We start from the raw sequence: 17296 nt of genomic DNA, 5'->3' as shown, positions 1-17296 counted from the left end.
CGGATGGCGCACAGCGCCTCGGCAGGCCGCGGCCCGAGGGGGGACAGGAAGCCCGTGCCGGAGCGCCGGGCCCGATGCGGCAAGGCCGCTCGGCCGACAAAGGCCGCAGGCGGGCGGCCGTGACCGGCAAACGGGCCTGCGGTGCAGCGGCACGGTCGGTCGCCTTTCAATAGCCGGTCATCTCGAGATAGCCCCTCCCGGCATGGCTGCCCCGGATCGCGATGGGCCCCTCCCAATAGGGCACGGACGTCTCCATCCAGGCCCTGTCGTTCAGGCCCCCCCCCGTGACATCGACCCCTTTCGCGGGCAGCTTCCCCCGCCATTCCACCGGGATCTTCCGCCCCGCCACCTCGGCCTCGCGCCCCGGCGTCACATGGAGCGCGCCGGGCGGCATCGGCTCGGCCCGGCCGTCGGGCGAGATCCAGGTGGCGCTGGTGTAGCCCTCTCCGCCGTCGCGGAGGCGGAAGCCCATCAGCCGGGCCCCGTCGTCGAACATGAGCGAGAACCAGTCCCAGCCGGTCTGGTCCTCGGCGAGGGGCTGCGAGGACCATTCGCGGTCGAGCCAGGCCTCGCCGGTGACGGCGATCCTCTTCCCCTCCACCTCGATCCGGCCCTCGACCCGGTAGAAGGGCTGGGAATAATACCAGCTCGCCTGTCCTGCGGCCGATTTCACCGAATAGCCGTTCGCGCCCTGTGCGACGAGCGGACCCTCGGCCTCGAGCCGCAGATCGTAGGAAAAGCCTGCCCCCGAGGCGGCAAGCGTGAGGGTCGACAGCGCATCCGCGCCGGGAGAGGCGCTGCCGGTCATGTGCCAGTCGTCGATCCAGGCCTCGAAGGGCCGGGCGGTGACGCCCGCCTGCCCGATCCCGCCGCGCCCGTAGCGCTCGGCCACGAGATGCCGTTCGGGCGTGGTCAGGGCCGCATGGCCGAGCCAGAGCTGCGGGCTCTCCCAGCCCGCCCCCTCGTGCGGAGCCAGCGCCGAGCGGAACAGCGTCCACTGGATGCCGTAGTCGCGCCCGTCCTCGCCGGTCAGGACCGAGGTCAGATACCACCATTCGATGCGGTAGTCGGGATGGGGCCCGTGATCGCGCGGGAAGACGAGCGGCTGGCCCTGCTGCGGCGTGGCAAAGCCCTCGGCGGTGGCGCCGAGGCCGGCAAAGCCCTGTGCCTCTGCGGGTGCGGCCTGGCCGAGTGTCGCGAGAAGGATCGCCGCCGCGATGCGACGGGCGAAGCGGAAGGGGGAAAGCCTCTCAGCGTTCATTGGCAAAGACCCTCAGGAGGTCGGCGGGCCGCAGCCGGGCCAGGCGCCGCACCGGCACCGTAGCGGCGAGCGCCGCGGCGACGAGGGCCAGCGCGCCGAGCGTGAGCCAGTCGAGCGGGAAGACATGCATGGGCAGCCGCCAGCCGAAGGCCTGCACATTGACCACGGCCAGCAGCACCCAGGCGAGCGCCAGCCCGAGCGGCAGGGCGGCGGCCATCGTTCCCGCCGCCAGAAGGAGCGTGCGGAGCATCTCGAGCCGGGCCAGCCGCGCCTTGGTCAGCCCCATGGCCCAGACGGGGGCGAGCTGCGGCAGCCGCATCCCCGACAGCACCATGAGGCTTGCGAACATGGCGAGCCCCGCCACCCCCAGCGTCAGCACATTGAGCGCGGCCGTCACGGCGAAGGTGCGCTCGAAGACCTGCAGCGAGAAGCCCTTGAGGCTTGCCTGATCGATCAGCCCCTCGTCGCCCAGATCGAAGGCCGCGCGCATCTCCTCGGCGAGCGCGGCGGCGCGGTCGGGGGCCACGCGGATGCCGTAGCGCCGCCGCTCGGCGTCGGGATGGAGCGCGAAGAAACGGTCGAGACCCAGGATCACCTGCGCCGAGGGGTTGCCGTAATCGCTGTAGACGGCCGCGATCCGCCCCTCCCAGCCCGGCAGGCGGATCGGATCGCCCGGCTCCAGCCCCTCGCGCCGGGCGAGCTGCTCGTTGACGAGCGCCCAGCCGCCGCCCGCCAGCAGGTCCCACACGCCCGGCGCCTCGGCCAGCAGGGGCCAGTTCTCGCGATAGGTCGGATGGTCCGCCATGCCGTAAAGCTGGGCGGGCTGGCCCCGGACTTCGGTCTCTGCGCGCACGATGGGCAGCACCGCCTCGGCCCGCGGCTCGAGCCAGCGCACGACCCGGTCTGCGGTCTCCTGATCGGGGGCGCTGAGATAGAGTTCGAAGGCGAGGCGCTGGTCGAGCCATCCGGTGAAGGTCAGCCGGAAGCTCGAGACCATGGTGCCCACGCCGATATTGGCCGCAAGCGCGAGAAGGAGCGCCATCAGCGCAAGCGAGAGGCCGGGCAGCTGCTGGCGCGTGTCGGCCCAGAACCACTGCGCGATGGGTCCGCGCGCCAGCCCCTGCGCGCCCCGCAGGAGCGCCGCGAGCAGCACGGGCAACAGGAGCGCCGCGCCGAGAAGCAGCGCCGCGAGCAGCACGAAGGCCGCGACGATCCCCCGGCCCCAGAGCAGGAGGGCGCCCGCGAGGATCAGGAGGCCCACCGCCGCCATGGCCTGCCGCCAGAGCGCGCGCTCGGAGGCCACGGCCCAGGCGCGGGGCTGGGCGGGGGCCAGAAGCGGCAGATGGGCCACGCGCCAGAGGCTCTGGGCCGAGGAGACGAGGGTGCCCAGAAGCGCGATCCCGAGCCCGGCCGCGGCCCATCCCGGGCGGAAGGCGAGCGTGCCCGGCACCTCGGCGCCGTAGAGGCCGCGCAGCGTCGCCGCCACATCGGGCAGCAGCAGCGCCGCCACCAGATAGCCGAGCAGGAGGCCGGCCGCGCCCGCAAGCAGCGCGAAGAGCAGGAGTTCCGCGAAGAGCAGCCCGATCAGGGTCCGCGCCGTGACCCCCAGCGCGCGCAGGGTGCGGAACATCGGGCGGCGCTGCTCGAAGGCGAGCCCGATGGCGGAATGGACGATGAAGAGGCCCACGGCGAAGGACAGAAGCCCGAAGGCCGTGAGGTTCAGGTGAAAACTGTCGGTGAGCCGCGCCACGTCGCTCTCGCTGTCGGGCGAAACGAGGCGCAGCCCGTCGGGCAGGGGCCCCGGCTGCGGCGCCTCGGGATCGAGGAGGAGATGCGAGATCCGTCCCTCCATGCCCAGAAGCCTCTGCGCCTGCCCGATGTCCATGAGCCCGATGCCGGGGGGCAGCCCCTCGGCTGCGCGCAGGGGCGGCAGGTCCGCGCCCTCCATCCGCGCAAGCGTCTCTGGGTCGGCGAAGATCAGCCCCGGCGCGGTCAGGAAGGGCAAAAGCGCATCGCCCTCGCCGAATTCCACCTGCTGCGCCGGCGCGGGCAGGGTCAGCGGGTCGATCCCGATCAGGCGCAGGCTCCGCCGCTCGTCGATGCGCAGCCGCTCCTCGACCACCGGCGAGACGCGCCAGCCCGCCCGGCGCAGGGCGACATAGGTCTCCTGCGGGACGGGCCCGTCGGCCGCGATCCGGCTCAGCCGGTCCTGCCCGAGCGTCGCCGCGGCTTCGGCATAGCTCGCCCGCGCCTCGGCATTGATCGCCTGCACCCCCGACCAGAGCGCCGTGGCGAGCGCGAGCCCCAGAAGCAGCATGGCAAGCTGCAGCGGGCTCCGTCGCCAGTGCGAGAGCAGCGCCGCCAGCGCGGCCCTCATGCGAGCCGCCCCGCCGAGAGCTGCACCCGGCCCTGAAGCCGCGCCGCAAGGCGGGCCGAGTGGGTGACCATCAGAAGCCCGGCGCCGGTCTGGTCCACAAGCCGCAGGAAGAGCGCCATGACCGCATCGCCCGTGGCCTCGTCGAGGTTGCCGGTGGGCTCGTCGGCCAGCACGAGGCGCGGGCGGGCGGCGAGGGTCCGGCCGATGGCCACGCGCTGCTGCTGGCCGCCCGAGAGCTGCTCGGGGTAGCGGTGAAGGCAGGCCGCGAGCCCCAGCGTCTCGGCCAGCTCGGCCTGCCATCGGGGGTCGTGCCGCCCGGCAAGGCGGGCCTGAAAGGCAAGGTTGGCCGCCACGTCGAGCGAGGGGATCAGGTTGAACTGCTGGAAGACGAGCCCGACCGTGCCTCGCCGCAGACGCGCGCGCTCGGCATCGCCGGCCTGCGAGATGTCATGGCCCGCCACGACGATCCGGCCCCTGTCCGCCGCATCGAGCCCCGCCGCCAGATGCAGGAGCGTGCTCTTGCCGCTGCCCGATTCTCCCGTCAGGGCGAGGCTCTGGCCTGCGGCGAGCGTCAGGTCCACCCCTGCCAGAACCTGCACCGGCCCCTCGCCGGTCGCGTAACTTTTGCTGACGCCCTCGAGCGAGAGCAGCTTGTCCGAAGGATCCTTCACCCGCACCGTCCACACCTTCCTTCCGGCAGCCCCCGCCGGATGGCCCAGAGGTAGCACGGCAGATTGGGGGCGCCAGAGCGCAGGCTCTCACGAGATGGTGGTGCAGGCACCGCCCGCGTCTGCGGGAGGCCGGACGGGGACGGCCCTGTCCGGCGGCCGCTCCCGACATTTCGGCGGGAGCCGCGTCAGGAGAGCTGCGTCTCTCCGCCGTGGCCGACCTTCGCGGGGCGCAAGCCCCGGCAGGCGGGGTGGTCGGGTGATGTCGCCCGAGGCGGTCCTCCCGCGGACGCCGCGGCTGTCAGATCCGCACGAGGTGATTGTCCCAGGCGGCTGCGGTGCGCTCGAGCGGACGGAAGCCTTCGGGCGTGAGGCGGGTGATCGCGCCGCCGCCGTCGGTCACGAGGAAGCCGCCCGGCAGCGGGGCCACGCCACAGGCATCGGGCCGCGCCAGCGTGGCGAGCGGCGCGCCGTCCTCGGCATGGAGCTGGACGACCCCGCCCCGCGGCGAGGTGAGCGCGATCATCCCCTCCGAGCGGGCGATGGAGCCCGCATAGCCGCGCATGGCGAAGAGATCCTCCTCGCGCGGAGGGCAGAGCCGCAGCGCCTCGCCGCGGCGATGCAGGCCCAGCAGCGGCACGGGCTCGGCCGGATCGCCCTCCCACTGCATCGCGAAGGCGACCGTCCCGTCCTCGGCCAGGGCAAGGTGGCGGATCGAGTTCTGCCGCAGCTCCTCGGGCAGTTCGGCCTGTTCCAGAATCGCACCGTCGGGCGAGAGGTAGGAGAGGTTCGGGCGCATCGTCTCGATGTTGAGCTTGCTGCGGTCCTGCGGATCGGTCCGGATGCCGCCGTTGGCCACCACCAGATCGTCCGAGCCGGGCAGGCGGCGCAGCTCGTGCGGGCCGATGCCGCCCGAGGGGAACTCGTCCACCCGATGCCAGCCGGCGGTATCCCAGACGCCGACCACGCCCTCGGAGGTCTCGGCCACGACCTCGGAGGTGTAGAGAAGGGCTCCGTCCGCGGAATAGGCGCCATGGCCGTTGAACTGCCGCCCGTCGGGCGGCGTCAGGCGGGCGCGCAGCGTGCCGCTCGCGCAGCCGATCACCAGCGCGTAGGTGCCGGGGCGGCGGGCGAAGGCCACGGCTTCGGCCCGGGTCGGATGGGCGGCGGCGGCATGGCCGCGTGCGGGCAGCGGGATCGCAAAGAGCATGGCGCCCGCCTCGGTCAGACCGTGCAGCGCGAAGGCGCCCGAGGACATCCGCGCGGCGGCGAGGAAGGCGGGGCTGCCCGCATCGGCCCAGCTCAGGCGCGGCAGGGCCGAGGCGACGAGACCAGCGAGGATGTGGCGTCGCGTGGCCATCTCAGTCTCCGTCCGCGGCGTTGAAGCCCACGCTCACGCCCAGCGCGCCGCCGACCTCGGCCGAGAGCACGTCGCGGAGCGCATGCAGGCGCTGCTGCAGGATCTCCACCCGGAGCCGCCCCGAGGGGTCCGCCACACCGTCGAACCGCGGATCGTCGAGGTTGGCGGCACGCGACCGCGCCTGATCGAAGCCCTCGCGGGTGCGGGGGCTGTCGGGGGCCAGCGCCAGCGCCAGCCGTTCGAGGGCTGCGAGCGAGAGTTCGACATTGCGCAGGCTGCGGCCCGAGAGCCGGGCCTCGGCCCGCTCCGGACGGGGCCGGTCGAAACTGCCGAGCGGGCGGCCGAGCCGCTGGTCGGCGGTGAATTCGAGCCCCGCCATGAGCTGGGTGAACAGCGCCTGCCGCGCCTCGGCCTCGGTCAGGAAGCGGTCGTTGCCCTCGCTGCCCGCCGTCAGCACGAGCGGCGCGAAGGTCTCGCGCCAGTCGGTCTCGAGATCGGCGGCCATGCGGGCCAGATCCGCCGCCGTCGCGCGGGTGAGCGCGCAGGCATAGTCGCCGGCAAAGGCCGGATCGTAGAGCAGCCGCTCGAGCGCGAAGAGGCCGCGGGCCGCAACCGAGACCTCGGCGAACCGCTCGGGCGCAAGGAGGGCCGGGTCGGCCGCATCGAGGAGGCGCGCCTGCGTGCGGGCGCCGCTGCCCTTCGGGTCGGGCCAGAAGGCGATGGCGAGGGCGCGCCCGTCGGTCTCGGACGGTCCGATGCGCAGATGCGAGACCGCCATCCAGGCGTCGAAGGCCGCGTTCCAGGGCGCCTTCAGCGCCTCGGCGCTGCAGTCGGCGCGGGCGGCCGTGTCGAGGGCTGCGGTGGCAGCGGTGAAGCCTTCATAGCCGGGCAGGATGGCCTCGCTGACCGCCTCGGGCACGCCCGCGCGGAGCGGCGCGGCGGCCAGAAGGGCGAGCAGGCCCCAGAGCGGGGCGGAGAGGGCAGGACGCATCAGAGATCCTCCACGAAGGCAACGAGGGCGGCACGGTCGGGGGCGGGCAGGGCCATGACGCGGGCCCTGGCGGCTTCGGCCTCGCCGCCGTGCCAGAGCACCGCCTCGAGGATGGAGCGGGCGCGACCGTCATGGAGGAAGTTCGCATGTCCGCTCACCTGTTCGGTCAGCCCGATGCCCCAGAGCGGCGCGGTGCGCCATTCGCGCCCGGTGGCGCGGCCCTCGGGACGCCCGTCGGCCAGCCCCTCGCCCATGTCGTGCAGGAGAAGGTCGGTATAGGGCCAGATCAGCTGGAAGCTCTGCTCGGGCTGGTCCTTCAGCCGGTGGGTCACGAATTTCGGCACATGGCAGGCGGGGCAGCCCGCCTCGTGGAAGAGCTGCTTGCCGCGCAGCACCTGCGGATCCTCGACCCGCCGCCGCTCGGGAACGGCGAGGTTGCGGGCGTAGAAGGCGGTCAGGGCAAGGCCCGTGCGGTCGATCTCGAGATCGTCGCGCTTGCCGGGCTCGATCCCGTGCGGCGCCGCGCGGCAGGCGGCCTGCGCCTCGCTGCATTCGCCCCAGGGCTCGGGGAAGAGCGTGTTGGCGATGCCCATGTCGCCCGAGAAGGCCGCGGCCGATTGCTGGAGCACGGTGGGCGCGCCTGCCTTGAGCCCGAAGCGGCCCAGCATCGGCGCATCGGCTTCGGCCGACCAGACGAAGCTCGGCCGGCCCGAGATGCCGTCGCCGTCGCGGTCGTCCGGATCGGCATGGGCGAGGATGTCGGCGGCGGGGATCGCCTCGAGAAGTCCCAGACCGATCATCTGCGGCGTGACGCGGGGCGAGAGCATCGCATCGGCCGCCATCGGCCCGTAGCCCAGATCCTCGACCGAGTAGGAGGGTTTGCGCAGTGTCACCACCGTGCCGTCGCCGAGCGTGACCGGCACCTCCTGCCAGTCGATCCGCATCCGGCCCTCGGGCACGAGGCCGGGGGCCGCGAAATCCTGAAGCTGGCCGCCGTAGGTGGGCTCGGCGCTGGTGGCGATCCATTCCTCGATCCCCTCGGGGGTGGGTCCGCCCGGCACCGAGAGCCGCAGGAACATCGAGACCGCCTCGTCTCCGGGGCCCTCCGGCACATGGCCGCGCCCGTCCTTCAGGTGGCAGTTCTGGCAGCCGCGCGCATTGTAGAGCGGCCCGAGCCCGTCGGACGCCTGCGTCGAGGAGGGCGAGGCCACCCACAGCTTGCGGAAGAGCCCGTTGCCGAGCTTGAAGTCCATCTCGCGCTCGAAGGGCATGTTGCCCGAAGAGAGCGAGAAGGCATCCGACGTGTCCCGCGCCCGCACGCTCGCAGCGCCGCCGGGCATCGCCTCGAAGGCCTCCGGCGCCGAGAAGTCGGTGGGCGCTGCGAGGACACCCGCGATCCGCGCCGCCTCGGCCGCCGTCCGCGGCACCACGGTCAGGTTGGGCGGATCCAGCGGCTCGGCTGCGACGGGAAAGGCCAGGAGACTGAGCAGAACGGGCAAACGGGACATGGGGCGGAATCCTTTCCCCGCCTGTCTCGCGCCATTCCCCGAGTCTTTCAATCGGAAAAAGAGGCCTCGCCCGCCCGCAGGAAGCCCGGTTCCCTGAGGGGGAAGCCGGCGCCGGTCAGGCAAGCCGATCCCGGCTGATCTCCAGGACCGGCCCCGCCACGCCGGGCGTCACTCGGCTTCGTCGGCCGGCTTTGCGTTGAGCATCCCGTAATTCTGCTCGCCGATCGAGCCCATCAGGTCGATCTGGGTCTCGAGATAGTCGATATGGCCTTCCTCGTCGGCGATCAGCTCCTCGAAGAGCATCTTGCTGGGATAGTCGCGCACCTTCTCGCAGTGGTCGCGCGCCTCGATATAGAGGGTGCGGGCATCGTGCTCGGCGGCAAGGTCGGCATCGAGCGTCTCGCGCAGGGTCTGGCCGATGCGCAGCGGGTCGAGCCGCTGCAGGTTCGGATGGCCCCCGAGGAAGATGATGCGCTGGATGAGCTTGTCGGCATGGTGCATCTCCTCGATGCTCTCCTTGCGCGACTTGTGGGCGATGCTGCCGAAGCCCCAGTCTTCCTGAAGCCGGTAATGCAGCCAGTACTGGCTGACGGCAGTCAGCTCCGACCGGAGCGCCGCATTCAGATATTCAATGACCTTTGCGTCACCCTGCATTCCCGTTCATTCCCGCGGTTGTGGCGCGGCGGAGGCCGCGCAGGTTCACTGGCACCTCAAAACTGTCGCACTTCCGCATCGTGTCAAGGAAATGGGGCATGCAGCCGCCGCAATCGGCCCGCTTGCCGAGCGCGCGGTAGATCTTGCCGGGAGTGACGATGGTCTCGGGATCCGAGGCGCGCATCCAGTCGATGGCGGAGCGGATGTCCTTGTCGGTGATGCCCATGCAATGGCAGACGATCATCGGTCTCTCCCGGCGGGGTTGCGTCCCGCCTGTTCTAGCCGGGCCGCCCCTCGGGAAGGTTGCGGCCCGGCAAGGTCGAGGTCACTGGAAGACGGCGTTCGGGTTGTCGAGGCTGTCCGATCCTTCGAAGGCAACGCCGGTGAGGCCCAGGGCGGTGGTGGCGCGCTCGATCGAGGCGGTCTGCGTCACCAGCGCATCGACGGCGCCCATGATGAGCGCCTCGCCCTCGGCATTGCCGGGCGCGAGCATCTGGTCGTAGGCCATGCCGCCCGCGACCGCCGTCCGCAGCGCGTCGAGCCGGTCCACCGTGGCATCGAGCTGGCCCGTCAGCACCTTGTCGAGTTCGGGATCCGCCTCGGCCACCAGATCGGACAGCGACGGACCCTCGACCGTGCTGCCGTCGACGCGGGCATAGTGACCCTGATAGACGTTCCGGATGCCCAGCCCGTCGTAATAGTGGCTGTTGTGGGTATTGTCCGAGAAACAGTCGTGCTCTTCCTCGGGGTCGTTCAGCATGAGCCCGAGCTTCATCCGCTCACCCGCCTGCTCGCCGTAGGAGAGGCTGCCCATGCCGGTGAGCATCGCCCGAAGGCCCTTCTCGGGATCTTCGGTCACAGCCACGCGCGCCGCACCGCCGTCGGCCCATTGCGCGGCCATGTAGTCGAGGTCGCTCACCAGAAGGTCGGTCGCGGCCACGAGATAGGCCGCGCGCCGGTCGCAGTTGCCGCCGGTGCAGGCCTCGCCCGTCGCATAGTCGGTGAAGGGCCGGTCGCCGGCGCCCGCCTCCGTCCCGTTCAGATCCTGGCCCCAGAGCAGGAACTCGATGGCGTGATAGCCCGAGGCCACGTTGGCCTCGATCCCGTCCGCCTCGTGCAGCGTGCCCGAGATGAGCTCCGGCGTGATCTCGGTCGCGTCGATCTCGGTGCCCGACAGGGTGAATTTCGGCGTGGCGATCACGTTCAGCGCCGCGAGGTCGTTCTCCTCGGTGGCGCCGCCGTAGCTTGCATCCACATAGTCGATCAGCCCCTCGTCGAGCGGCCAGGCGTTCACCTTGCCCTCCCAGTCGTCCACGATCGGATTGCCGAAGCGGAAGGCCTCGGACTGCTGGTAAGGCACGCGCGCCGCAAGCCAGGCGGAGCGCGCAGCCATGAGCGCGGCCTCGGAGGGCTGGTCGACAAGCGCCTTCACCGCCGTCTGCAGCTCCCGCGCCGTGGCGAGGCTGTCGGCATAGGTGGCCTCGGCGATGTCGGCATAGGTCTCGACGACCTCCGACCGCTCGACCGCTAGCGCGGGCAGCGGCAGGAGCGCGCAGGGCGCGACGGTGGCGAGGGCGAGAAGGCGTGCTTTCATGGCGGCTCTCTGTCTGGAGGGGGCGGGCGGCTGCGCCGTCCCGCGCCCGGACTTCATTTCGTCAGGATCAATTTGCCGGCGCGGGTGATGCGGAGGCAGTAGATCTGCCCGTCGAGAAGGATCCGGGCCTGGGTTCCGCCATCGGTCAGGGAGCGCGCGTCGTGCACGGGGATCCCCGCCTCGATCAGCTCCATCGGGTCGGTCATCGCGTTCATGCCAGACGCTCCATCCGGTCGAAAAGGAGATCGAGCGAGCCGGAGGGCAGGAACCCTTCCAGCGCCTGGCGAAGCAGTTCGGTGAAGCCCGGGTCGGGCAGCTGTCGAGACATGGAACCTCCGTATCTGGCTGAAGGACTCCGGGCTGACCCTCGTGGGCTGGCTTGGATGCAGGGGAAAGGTGACTGAATCAGTCGGACTTGTAAAGGCTGATTCTTTCGGTCGGTTTATGCGCAGACGCGACAAGGAGACGCTGTCGTTGTTCCAGCCACATCCCGGCGCCCCTCCGATTGCGCGGGCGCGGCCGCCTTCCCATATGGGCCTCAGATGTCTGCAGAGGAGGCCGGAGATGGACGAGACCGGATTTCTGCGCGGTGGACCGGCGGAGCGCCCGACCGGAGGCTGTCATCCGGCAAGGCTGGCCGGCACTGCGGCCGAAGGATCCGGCTGCAGCGGTCTTGCCGATCTGATCGCGGGATTCCTGCTGGGCGACCGCTCGCGCTGCTGCGTTGAAGGTGCCGCGGCGCGCCGCGGCATCGTGGCGCTCTCCTGTGTCGTGGCCGGCCGTGCCTGGGCCGACTGGCGGGATGGGCGCGAGGCGATGGCCGGGGCTCCGGGCGGGGAGGGGAGAGCGCTCGGGCTTGACGCGGACGGCGCCGCCGCCGAGGGGCTGTGCGAGCGGCTCCTGCAGGCGATGGTGGCGGCCGCCAAGTCCGGAGGGCGCGTCTGCCGCGAGGAGCGGCGCTTCATCCACCGCCGCCTGCGGGAACTCGATCTCGACTGCGACGCGCAGGCCCTGATCGCGGCCGAGCTCGAGGCGCTGCAGGACGCGGGGCGCATCGCGCGGCTGGCCCGGACGCCCGAGGAGGCGGCGGGCATCTATGCGGCGTCCCTGCTGGCGGCCGGCCATGGCTCCGTCGCCGAGGGCAGCTATCTCGCCGATCTGGCCGCGCGTCTGAAGCTCGAGGCGGGCCTGATTGCCCACCTTCACCGCCGCGCAGCCGCCGCCGGATCCGCGGCGCTCGGCGATTGAGCCGCCCGCGCCTCAGCCGCGTACGCCGCCCGTGGCCTCGGTCACTTCGTCGGCGGCCTCCCGGACGAGGGTGCCGAGGCGGGTGCTGTCCGACAGGCTGAGCCGGAAGGCGGGGCCCGCGAGCGTGATGGCCGCCACCGGCTCGCCGAAGCTGTTGAACACCGGCGCCGCCACCGCGCGCATGCCCTCGGCGCCCTCCTGATCCTCCAGCGCATAGCCGCGGTCGCGCGTCCGCGCGAGGTCGCGCATCAGGGTGGAGGCGGAGGTGATGGTGAGCGAGGTGAATTTCGCCAGACCCTCGCGGTCGAGGATCGTCTCGATCCGTTCCTCGGGATACCAGGCGAGCAGCGCCTTGCCGACCGCCGTGGCATGGAGCGGCGCGGAGGATCCCTCGGGGAAGTAGGCGCGGATCGCCTGCCTCGTCTCGACCTGCGCGAGATGCATCACCCGCCCGTCGGCCTCGACGCCGAGGGCCGCCGTCTCGCCCGCGGCGCGCATGAGCCGGTCCATCGGCAGGCGCGCGCGCTCCACGAATTTCGCCCGGCGCAGGAAGGCCGATCCGACGCGGAAGGCGCCGCTCCCGATGTGCCAGACCTGACCCTGCTCTTCCATCTCGATCATCTGGTGCGCCTGAAGCGTGACCAGCGCCCGGTAGACGGTGGCGGCCGCCTCGCCGCTCTCGGCTGCGAGCTCCGAGAGGGTCATGCCCTCGGACTGGCTGAGCAGGCGGAGCATGGCGAGGGCGCGGTCGAGCGACTGGACGGTGTTCTGCTCGGTCTTGTCCTCGGCCGCCTTCGGCCGACCTCGTGCGCGCCGGGTGGTTGCAGGGCTCGACTGGACCATCTGGGCGCCTCCGGTTGCCGTCATGCGGAAAAAGCGTTCCGGTGCATGAAAAATGCTGCAGCTGCACTTGGCAAGGGCGAAAGCGCCCCGGCGGGGGGTTGCGCCTCTGGAAGGGCAGGCGGAGGGGGCCTCCTGCATGCCGATCGGGCAATGCAACAAAGCGTTATGCGGAGGGCAGGGCGGGGATTACACTTTATGGGCGACTCTCGGGAACAGGAACAGGAGTCGGAAGTTGTAGCTGGCGGTTCATCTCATCTGGGGGGAGGCAAGATGATCGACCAATGTTCCTTGCATGTGACAGATCTGGAGCGTTCACGGTGCTTCTATGACGCAGCCCTTGGGCGCCTCGGAATCCCTACGGGGCGTGCCGCGCGCAGCGGTGTCCACTGGGTGGGCGACGGGGTGGAAGCCTTCTCGATCAACGAGATCCGCTCCGGCCGCAACGCCCGCCAGGTGCGTGAGGCGCATCTGGCCTTCGTCGCCCGCTCGCGTCCTGCGGTCGACGCCTTCCATGCCGCGGCTCTGAGGGCCGGCGGCCGGAACGACCGCGAGCCGGGCCTGCGGCCCGAGTATCACCCGAACTATTATGCGGCCCTGGTGCTCGACCCGGACGGCCATCGGATCGAGGCGGTCTGCCACACGCCCGACTGACGGCGGCGGAAAGCGGCCGAGGCGCCCGGATCCCGGGCGCCTTACTCATGTCCGGGACGCATGAAGAAGGGGCGCGGGCGCCGCGGAAGGCAGGCTGCAGGCTCGAAGGATCGGGGCGATCAGTCCTCGATCGTCCAGGCCTCCTCGAACCAGTGCTCCTCGAGATTGGGACTGTCGCCGATCCGGTCGAGGACGGCGAAGAGGCCGGGCTCGGCGAGCGGCGTCAGCACGCCGTGCCAGGTCCCGAGGTGGAGGTTGATGCCCTGTCCGGGCGCGGTCCGGAAGGCGCGCGGCGTGCCGGGGCGGCCGCCTTCGTCGGGCGCCACGACGACGAGGAACGGATGATCGGTCATCGGCAGGAAGGCCTGCGAGCCCTCGGGATGGCGTTCGACCATCTCCAGCCGGTAGGGCAGGTGGCGCGGCTCGGCCCGGAAGATCGAGAGGCCCGCGCGGCCGGCGGGGCCGAAATCGAGCCGGGCGCGGTCGTGCCAGCGGCCGCAGAGCCCCTGGTTGATGAGCCGGTCCGGCGGACCCTCGGCCGCAATGAGGTCGCCGAACGGGGCGAAGCCTGCGGCGGTGAGCGGCTCGGGGCGGATCGGGGGATGGGGCATCTTGCCTCCTGTCGGGCCTGGGGCTCCGCGGAGGCGGGGGGCTGTCTGCCCCCCGGCCCGGCTGCGCCGGGCTCCCCCCGAGGATATTTGGACAGAGTGAATGAAGGGCGCCGGGGCGGGCGCCCCGGGGCCGGGATCAGCGGCCGAAGGCGCCGGGGCCGCGGAGCTTCGCGTGGCGGTTCACATCCTTGTAGAGGAGGTAGCGGAAGGGGCCGGGGCCCGCCGCATAGCAGGCCTGGGGGCAATAGGCGCGCAGCCACATGAAGTCGCCCGCCTCCACCTCGACCCAGTCGCGGTTGAGCTTGTAGACCGCCTTGCCCTCGAGCACGAAGAGCCCGTGTTCCATCACATGGGTCTCCTCGAAGGGGATGAGCCCGCCCGGCTGGAAGGTCACGATGTTCACATGCATGTCGTGGGCGAGATCGGCGGGATCGACGAAGCGCGTGGTGGCCCAGCGGCCGCCCGTCTCCGGCATGGCCACGGGGGCGATCTCGCGCTCGTTGGTGACGAAGGCCGCGGGCGGGCTTATGCCGGGCGCCGGCTCGTAGAGCTTGCGCACCCAGTGGAAGCGGGCGGGCTCGTGGCTGCCATTGTGCAGCCGCCAGCGGCAGCCCGCGGGAATATAGGCATAGCCGCCCGGCCCCAGCTCATGCTCCTGCCCGTCGAGCGAGAGCCAGACCTCGCCGTGGGTGACGAAGAGCACCGCCTGCGCCCCGGCCTCGGGCTCGGGCGCGTCCGAACCGCCGCCCGGGGCCACTTCCATCACATATTGCGAGAAGGTCTCGGAAAAGCCGGTCATCGGGCGGGCGATCATCCAGAGCTTCGTCTGGCTCCAGCCGGGCAGCGCGCTCGTCACGATGTCCGAGAAGACGCCGCGGGGGATGAAGGCATAGGCCTCGGTGAAGACGGCCCGGCCGGTCATGAGCTGGGTCTGGGGCGGCAGGCCGCCCACGGGAGCGTGATAGGAGGTCATTTCAGCATGTCCTGAAGCCGGAGTTCGGCGATACGTTCCACCTGCCGGCAGGCGGTGGCGAATTCGGTGGCGCTGTCGTGGGCGAGCCGGGTCTCGAAGGCCGCGAGGATGCCCGCCTTGTCGTGGTCGCGCACGGCAATGATGAAGGGAAAGCCGTGCTTGGCCACATAATCGGCATTGAGGGTGGCGAACTCGGCCCGCTCGGCGTCGGTGAGCGCGTCGAGCCCGGCGCTCGACTGTTCGAAGGAGGAGGAGGCCGTCAGCCGCCGCGCCTGCGCGAGCTTGCCTGCGAGATCGGGGTGGGCCTTGAGCACGCCCAGCCGTTCCGCGGGCGTGGCGCTGCGGAAGATGCGGGCGAGTGCATTGGCGAGGCCCGCGGGGCTGTCATGGGCGGGGCCCAGTTCCAGCTCGAAGGCGCGTTCGGCGATCCAGGGCGAATGTTCGTAGATCCCGCCGAAATGGCCCACGAAGCTCTCGCGGTCCATGCGCGAGGGCCGCGGGCGGCGGCGGTGGGGATGGGTTTCGTGCCAGTGGCGGGCGATGTCGCCCCGGCGCGGGAACCAGACCCGCTCGTGGGTGCGGGCATAGTCCAGAAACCGCTTCAGCCCCGCGATCTTGCCGGGGCGCCCGATCAGCCGGCAATGGAGGCCGATCGAGAACATCTTCGCCTGCCCCGCGCAGCCTTCGGCATAGAGCGTGTCGAAGCTGTCGCGCAGATAGGTGAAGAACTGCTCGCCCTCGATGTAGCCCGGGGCCGTGGCGAAGCGCATGTCATTGGCCTCGAGCGTATAGGGGATCACCAGCTGGTCGCGCGTGCCGGTCTCGAGCCAGTAGGGCAGGTCGTCGTCATAGGTATCCGAGATCCAGTCGAAGCCGCCCTCTTCCGCGGTGAGCCGCACCGTATTGACCGAGCAGCGCCCCGTGTACCAGCCGCGCGGCCGCTCGCCCACCACCTCGGTATGCAGCCGGACCGCCTCGGCGATCTGGCGGCGCTCCTCCTCTTCGGGCATGTCGCGATGCTCGACCCATTTCAGCCCGTGCGAGGCGATCTCCCAGCCGGCAGATTTCATCGCCGCCCCCTGCTCGGGCGAACGGGCCAGCGCGGTGGCCACGCCATAGACGGTCACCGGGATGTTCAGGCCGGTGAAGAGCCGGTGCAGCCGCCAGAAGCCCGCGCGGGCGCCGTAATCGTAGATCGATTCCATGTTCCAGTGTCGCTGACCCGGCCAGGGCTGGGCGCCGGCGATGTCGGACAGGAAGGCTTCCGACTGCGCATCGCCGTGCAGGAGGCAGTTCTCGCCGCCCTCCTCGTAGTTCAGCACGATCGAGACCGCGATCCGGGCGCCGCCGGGCCAGGCCGCATCGGGCGGAGTGGGCCCGTGGCCGCGCATGTCTCGGGGATATCGGTTCATCGGAGGCTCCTTCTTCCCGCGGGCGGGCCCGTGCAGGAAAGCGGGAAGCGGCGGCGCCCGCAAGCCCCTCCGGACGGGGCGCCGCGGCGGCCCTCGCATCCCGCGCCGAAAGGCGGCAGTCTGGCCTCCTCAGACAGGAGGATGCGATGGGACGACTGACGACGCATGTGCTCGACACCGCGCAGGGCCGGCCGGCCGCCGGGGTGCGGATCGTGCTCTGCCGCCTCGAGGGCGGCAACCGCAGCGAGATCGGCACGGCGGTGACGAATGACGACGGGCGCACGGACCGGCCGCTGCTCGAGGGCGCGGCGCTGGTGCCGGGCACCTATGAGATCACCTTCGAGGCCGGCGCCTATCTGCGCGCGGGCGGGCTCGGGGCCGCGTCGCCGCTCTTTCTGGACGAGATCCCGATCCGCTTCGGCATCGCGGATGCGGCGGCGCATTATCATGTGCCCCTCCTTCTGTCGCCCTACGGCTACTCCACCTACCGCGGAAGCTGAGCAAAGTGGTCTTGCGGCACCCTTCCGGGCAGCGTCCGGCAATAAGTCGCACCTTTCAAGGCTTCTGTCAGGTCATGCGGACATTGCGAATGTCAGGGATTCGATACAGGGTCGAAGCGTCGAGAATTCGGTAAGGGCGCCGGGCGGCATTTGGCAACCATCCAGGCCAGCGGGATCTGCCGTTTTCGAAGCCTAGCGTGCAGGCCCTACACGCATCGAGGAAGCACATTCGGGAGAGTACAAGTGACCGATGATCCGAAAAAGGTCTGGCCGAGCGGCCTGACGATCGCCGAAGCGGAAGAGGTGCATAAGCAGCTCATCCTGGGCACGCGCGTGTTCGGCGGCATGGCCCTGATCGCGCATTTCCTGGCGGCGGCGGCGACGCCGTGGCTCGGCTGAGGGAGAGGTAAAGATGAACAACTCGAAGATGTGGCTGACGGTGAACCCCAACCTCGGCGTTCCGCTGCTGCTGGGCTCCGTCGCCGTCGCGTCGCTCGTGGTTCATGGGGCCGTGCTGACGACGACCCCGTGGATCGCGAACTACTACCAGGGCTCGGAGCCGTGGCCGGTCGCTGCCGCGCCGGCCGAAGAGGCTGCGGCCCCGGTTGAAGCCGCGGCTCCGGCGGCCGAAGCCGCAGCCCCGGC

At 71.1% G+C, this 17296-nt stretch carries 19 protein-coding genes; 5 read left to right on the top strand and 14 right to left on the bottom strand.

Translation table 11 applies throughout. The features are described 5' to 3' along the window. Positions 1 to 166: 166 nt before the first annotated feature. The 10 genes from A9O63_RS04540 to hemP form a co-directional block, all read right to left on the bottom strand. Positions 167 to 1261, bottom strand: a complete 1095-nt coding sequence (locus A9O63_RS04540; protein WP_069330857.1) for a lipocalin-like domain-containing protein — start codon at positions 1259 to 1261, stop codon at positions 167 to 169. Then, positions 1251 to 3638: an FtsX-like permease family protein gene (locus A9O63_RS04535; RefSeq protein WP_069330856.1), complete on the bottom strand. Its 2388-nt coding sequence runs from the start codon at positions 3636 to 3638 to the stop codon at positions 1251 to 1253. The genes A9O63_RS04540 and A9O63_RS04535 overlap by 11 nt, the downstream gene beginning before the upstream one ends. Next, on the bottom strand, positions 3635 to 4324 hold the full coding sequence (locus A9O63_RS04530) for an ABC transporter ATP-binding protein (protein ID WP_069330855.1): 690 nt from the start codon (positions 4322 to 4324) through the stop codon (positions 3635 to 3637). Before A9O63_RS04530 ends, A9O63_RS04535 begins: the two co-directional genes overlap by 4 nt. 283 nt (positions 4325 to 4607) lie before the next feature. Then, entirely contained in the window at positions 4608 to 5666 is a 1059-nt protein-coding gene (locus tag A9O63_RS04525; protein ID WP_069330854.1) for a DUF1513 domain-containing protein, read from the bottom strand. A 1-nt stretch (position 5667) separates the two neighbouring features. Beyond that, positions 5668 to 6657 (bottom strand): imelysin family protein, encoded by a 990-nt coding sequence (locus A9O63_RS04520; protein ID WP_069330853.1) that lies wholly within the window; start codon positions 6655 to 6657, stop codon positions 5668 to 5670. Further along, a complete protein-coding gene (locus A9O63_RS04515; RefSeq protein WP_069330852.1) occupies positions 6657 to 8165 on the bottom strand; it encodes a di-heme oxidoreductase family protein in 1509 nt (502 codons plus the stop codon). Before A9O63_RS04515 ends, A9O63_RS04520 begins: the two co-directional genes overlap by 1 nt. A gap of 168 nt (positions 8166 to 8333) precedes the next feature. Next, complete coding sequence (gene bfr / locus A9O63_RS04510) at positions 8334 to 8819, bottom strand: bacterioferritin (protein WP_002722275.1); 486 nt, start codon at positions 8817 to 8819, stop codon at positions 8334 to 8336. Further along, positions 8809 to 9063, bottom strand: coding sequence for a (2Fe-2S)-binding protein (locus A9O63_RS04505; RefSeq protein ID WP_002722276.1), 255 nt, complete (start codon positions 9061 to 9063; stop codon positions 8809 to 8811). The genes bfr and A9O63_RS04505 overlap by 11 nt, the downstream gene beginning before the upstream one ends. Positions 9064 to 9144: 81 nt before the next feature. Further along, positions 9145 to 10413 (bottom strand): imelysin family protein, encoded by a 1269-nt coding sequence (locus tag A9O63_RS04500; RefSeq protein WP_069330851.1) that lies wholly within the window; start codon positions 10411 to 10413, stop codon positions 9145 to 9147. A 53-nt stretch (positions 10414 to 10466) separates the two neighbouring features. Then, a complete protein-coding gene (hemP, locus tag A9O63_RS04495) occupies positions 10467 to 10628 on the bottom strand; it encodes a hemin uptake protein HemP (protein WP_002722279.1) in 162 nt (53 codons plus the stop codon). Positions 10629 to 10977: 349 nt separating this feature from the next. Between hemP and A9O63_RS04490 the strand changes: the two genes are divergently transcribed. Continuing rightward, positions 10978 to 11661 carry a tellurite resistance TerB family protein gene (locus A9O63_RS04490; RefSeq protein ID WP_069330850.1) on the top strand — a complete coding sequence of 228 codons (684 nt, stop codon included), beginning with the start codon at positions 10978 to 10980 and terminating at the stop codon, positions 11659 to 11661. 12 nt (positions 11662 to 11673) lie between these two features. Here A9O63_RS04490 and bhcR read toward each other — a convergent pair whose 3' ends face one another. Beyond that, positions 11674 to 12528 (bottom strand): HTH-type transcriptional regulator BhcR, encoded by an 855-nt coding sequence (bhcR, locus tag A9O63_RS04485; protein WP_235836929.1) that lies wholly within the window; start codon positions 12526 to 12528, stop codon positions 11674 to 11676. Between the two features lie 21 nt (positions 12529 to 12549). On the opposite strand from bhcR, the gene A9O63_RS23620 reads away from it, so the two are divergent. Further along, positions 12550 to 13155 (top strand): VOC family protein, encoded by a 606-nt coding sequence (locus tag A9O63_RS23620; RefSeq protein ID WP_328585893.1) that lies wholly within the window; start codon positions 12550 to 12552, stop codon positions 13153 to 13155. A gap of 119 nt (positions 13156 to 13274) precedes the next feature. Here A9O63_RS23620 and A9O63_RS04475 read toward each other — a convergent pair whose 3' ends face one another. The 3 genes from A9O63_RS04475 to puuE form a co-directional block, all read right to left on the bottom strand. Further along, positions 13275 to 13766: an ureidoglycolate lyase gene (locus tag A9O63_RS04475; protein ID WP_069330848.1), complete on the bottom strand. Its 492-nt coding sequence runs from the start codon at positions 13764 to 13766 to the stop codon at positions 13275 to 13277. Between the two features lie 136 nt (positions 13767 to 13902). After that, positions 13903 to 14739, bottom strand: coding sequence for a bifunctional allantoicase/(S)-ureidoglycine aminohydrolase (locus tag A9O63_RS04470; protein ID WP_069330847.1), 837 nt, complete (start codon positions 14737 to 14739; stop codon positions 13903 to 13905). Further along, positions 14736 to 16151: an allantoinase PuuE gene (puuE, locus tag A9O63_RS04465; protein ID WP_069330846.1), complete on the bottom strand. Its 1416-nt coding sequence runs from the start codon at positions 16149 to 16151 to the stop codon at positions 14736 to 14738. The genes A9O63_RS04470 and puuE overlap by 4 nt, the downstream gene beginning before the upstream one ends. Positions 16152 to 16297: 146 nt before the next feature. Here puuE and uraH point away from each other — a divergent pair, with 146 nt between their 5' ends. From uraH to A9O63_RS04450, 3 genes are all read left to right on the top strand, one after another. Further along, the gene (gene uraH / locus A9O63_RS04460; RefSeq protein ID WP_069330845.1) at positions 16298 to 16651 is read left to right on the top strand and encodes a hydroxyisourate hydrolase; all 354 of its coding nucleotides are present in this window, start codon (positions 16298 to 16300) and stop codon (positions 16649 to 16651) included. A 243-nt stretch (positions 16652 to 16894) separates the two neighbouring features. Continuing rightward, positions 16895 to 17050, top strand: coding sequence for a light-harvesting antenna LH1, beta subunit (gene pufB / locus A9O63_RS04455; protein ID WP_009562632.1), 156 nt, complete (start codon positions 16895 to 16897; stop codon positions 17048 to 17050). 13 nt (positions 17051 to 17063) lie between these two features. After that, the coding region (locus A9O63_RS04450; RefSeq protein WP_141703040.1) for a light-harvesting protein at positions 17064 to 17296 on the top strand (233 nt) is incomplete at its 3' end.

It is taken from the genome of Cereibacter johrii, assembly GCF_001720585.1.
GTDB lineage: Bacteria > Pseudomonadota > Alphaproteobacteria > Rhodobacterales > Rhodobacteraceae > Cereibacter_A > Cereibacter_A johrii.
Note: the sequence above shows the minus strand (reverse complement) of the source record. Positions and strands in the feature narration are given on the sequence as shown.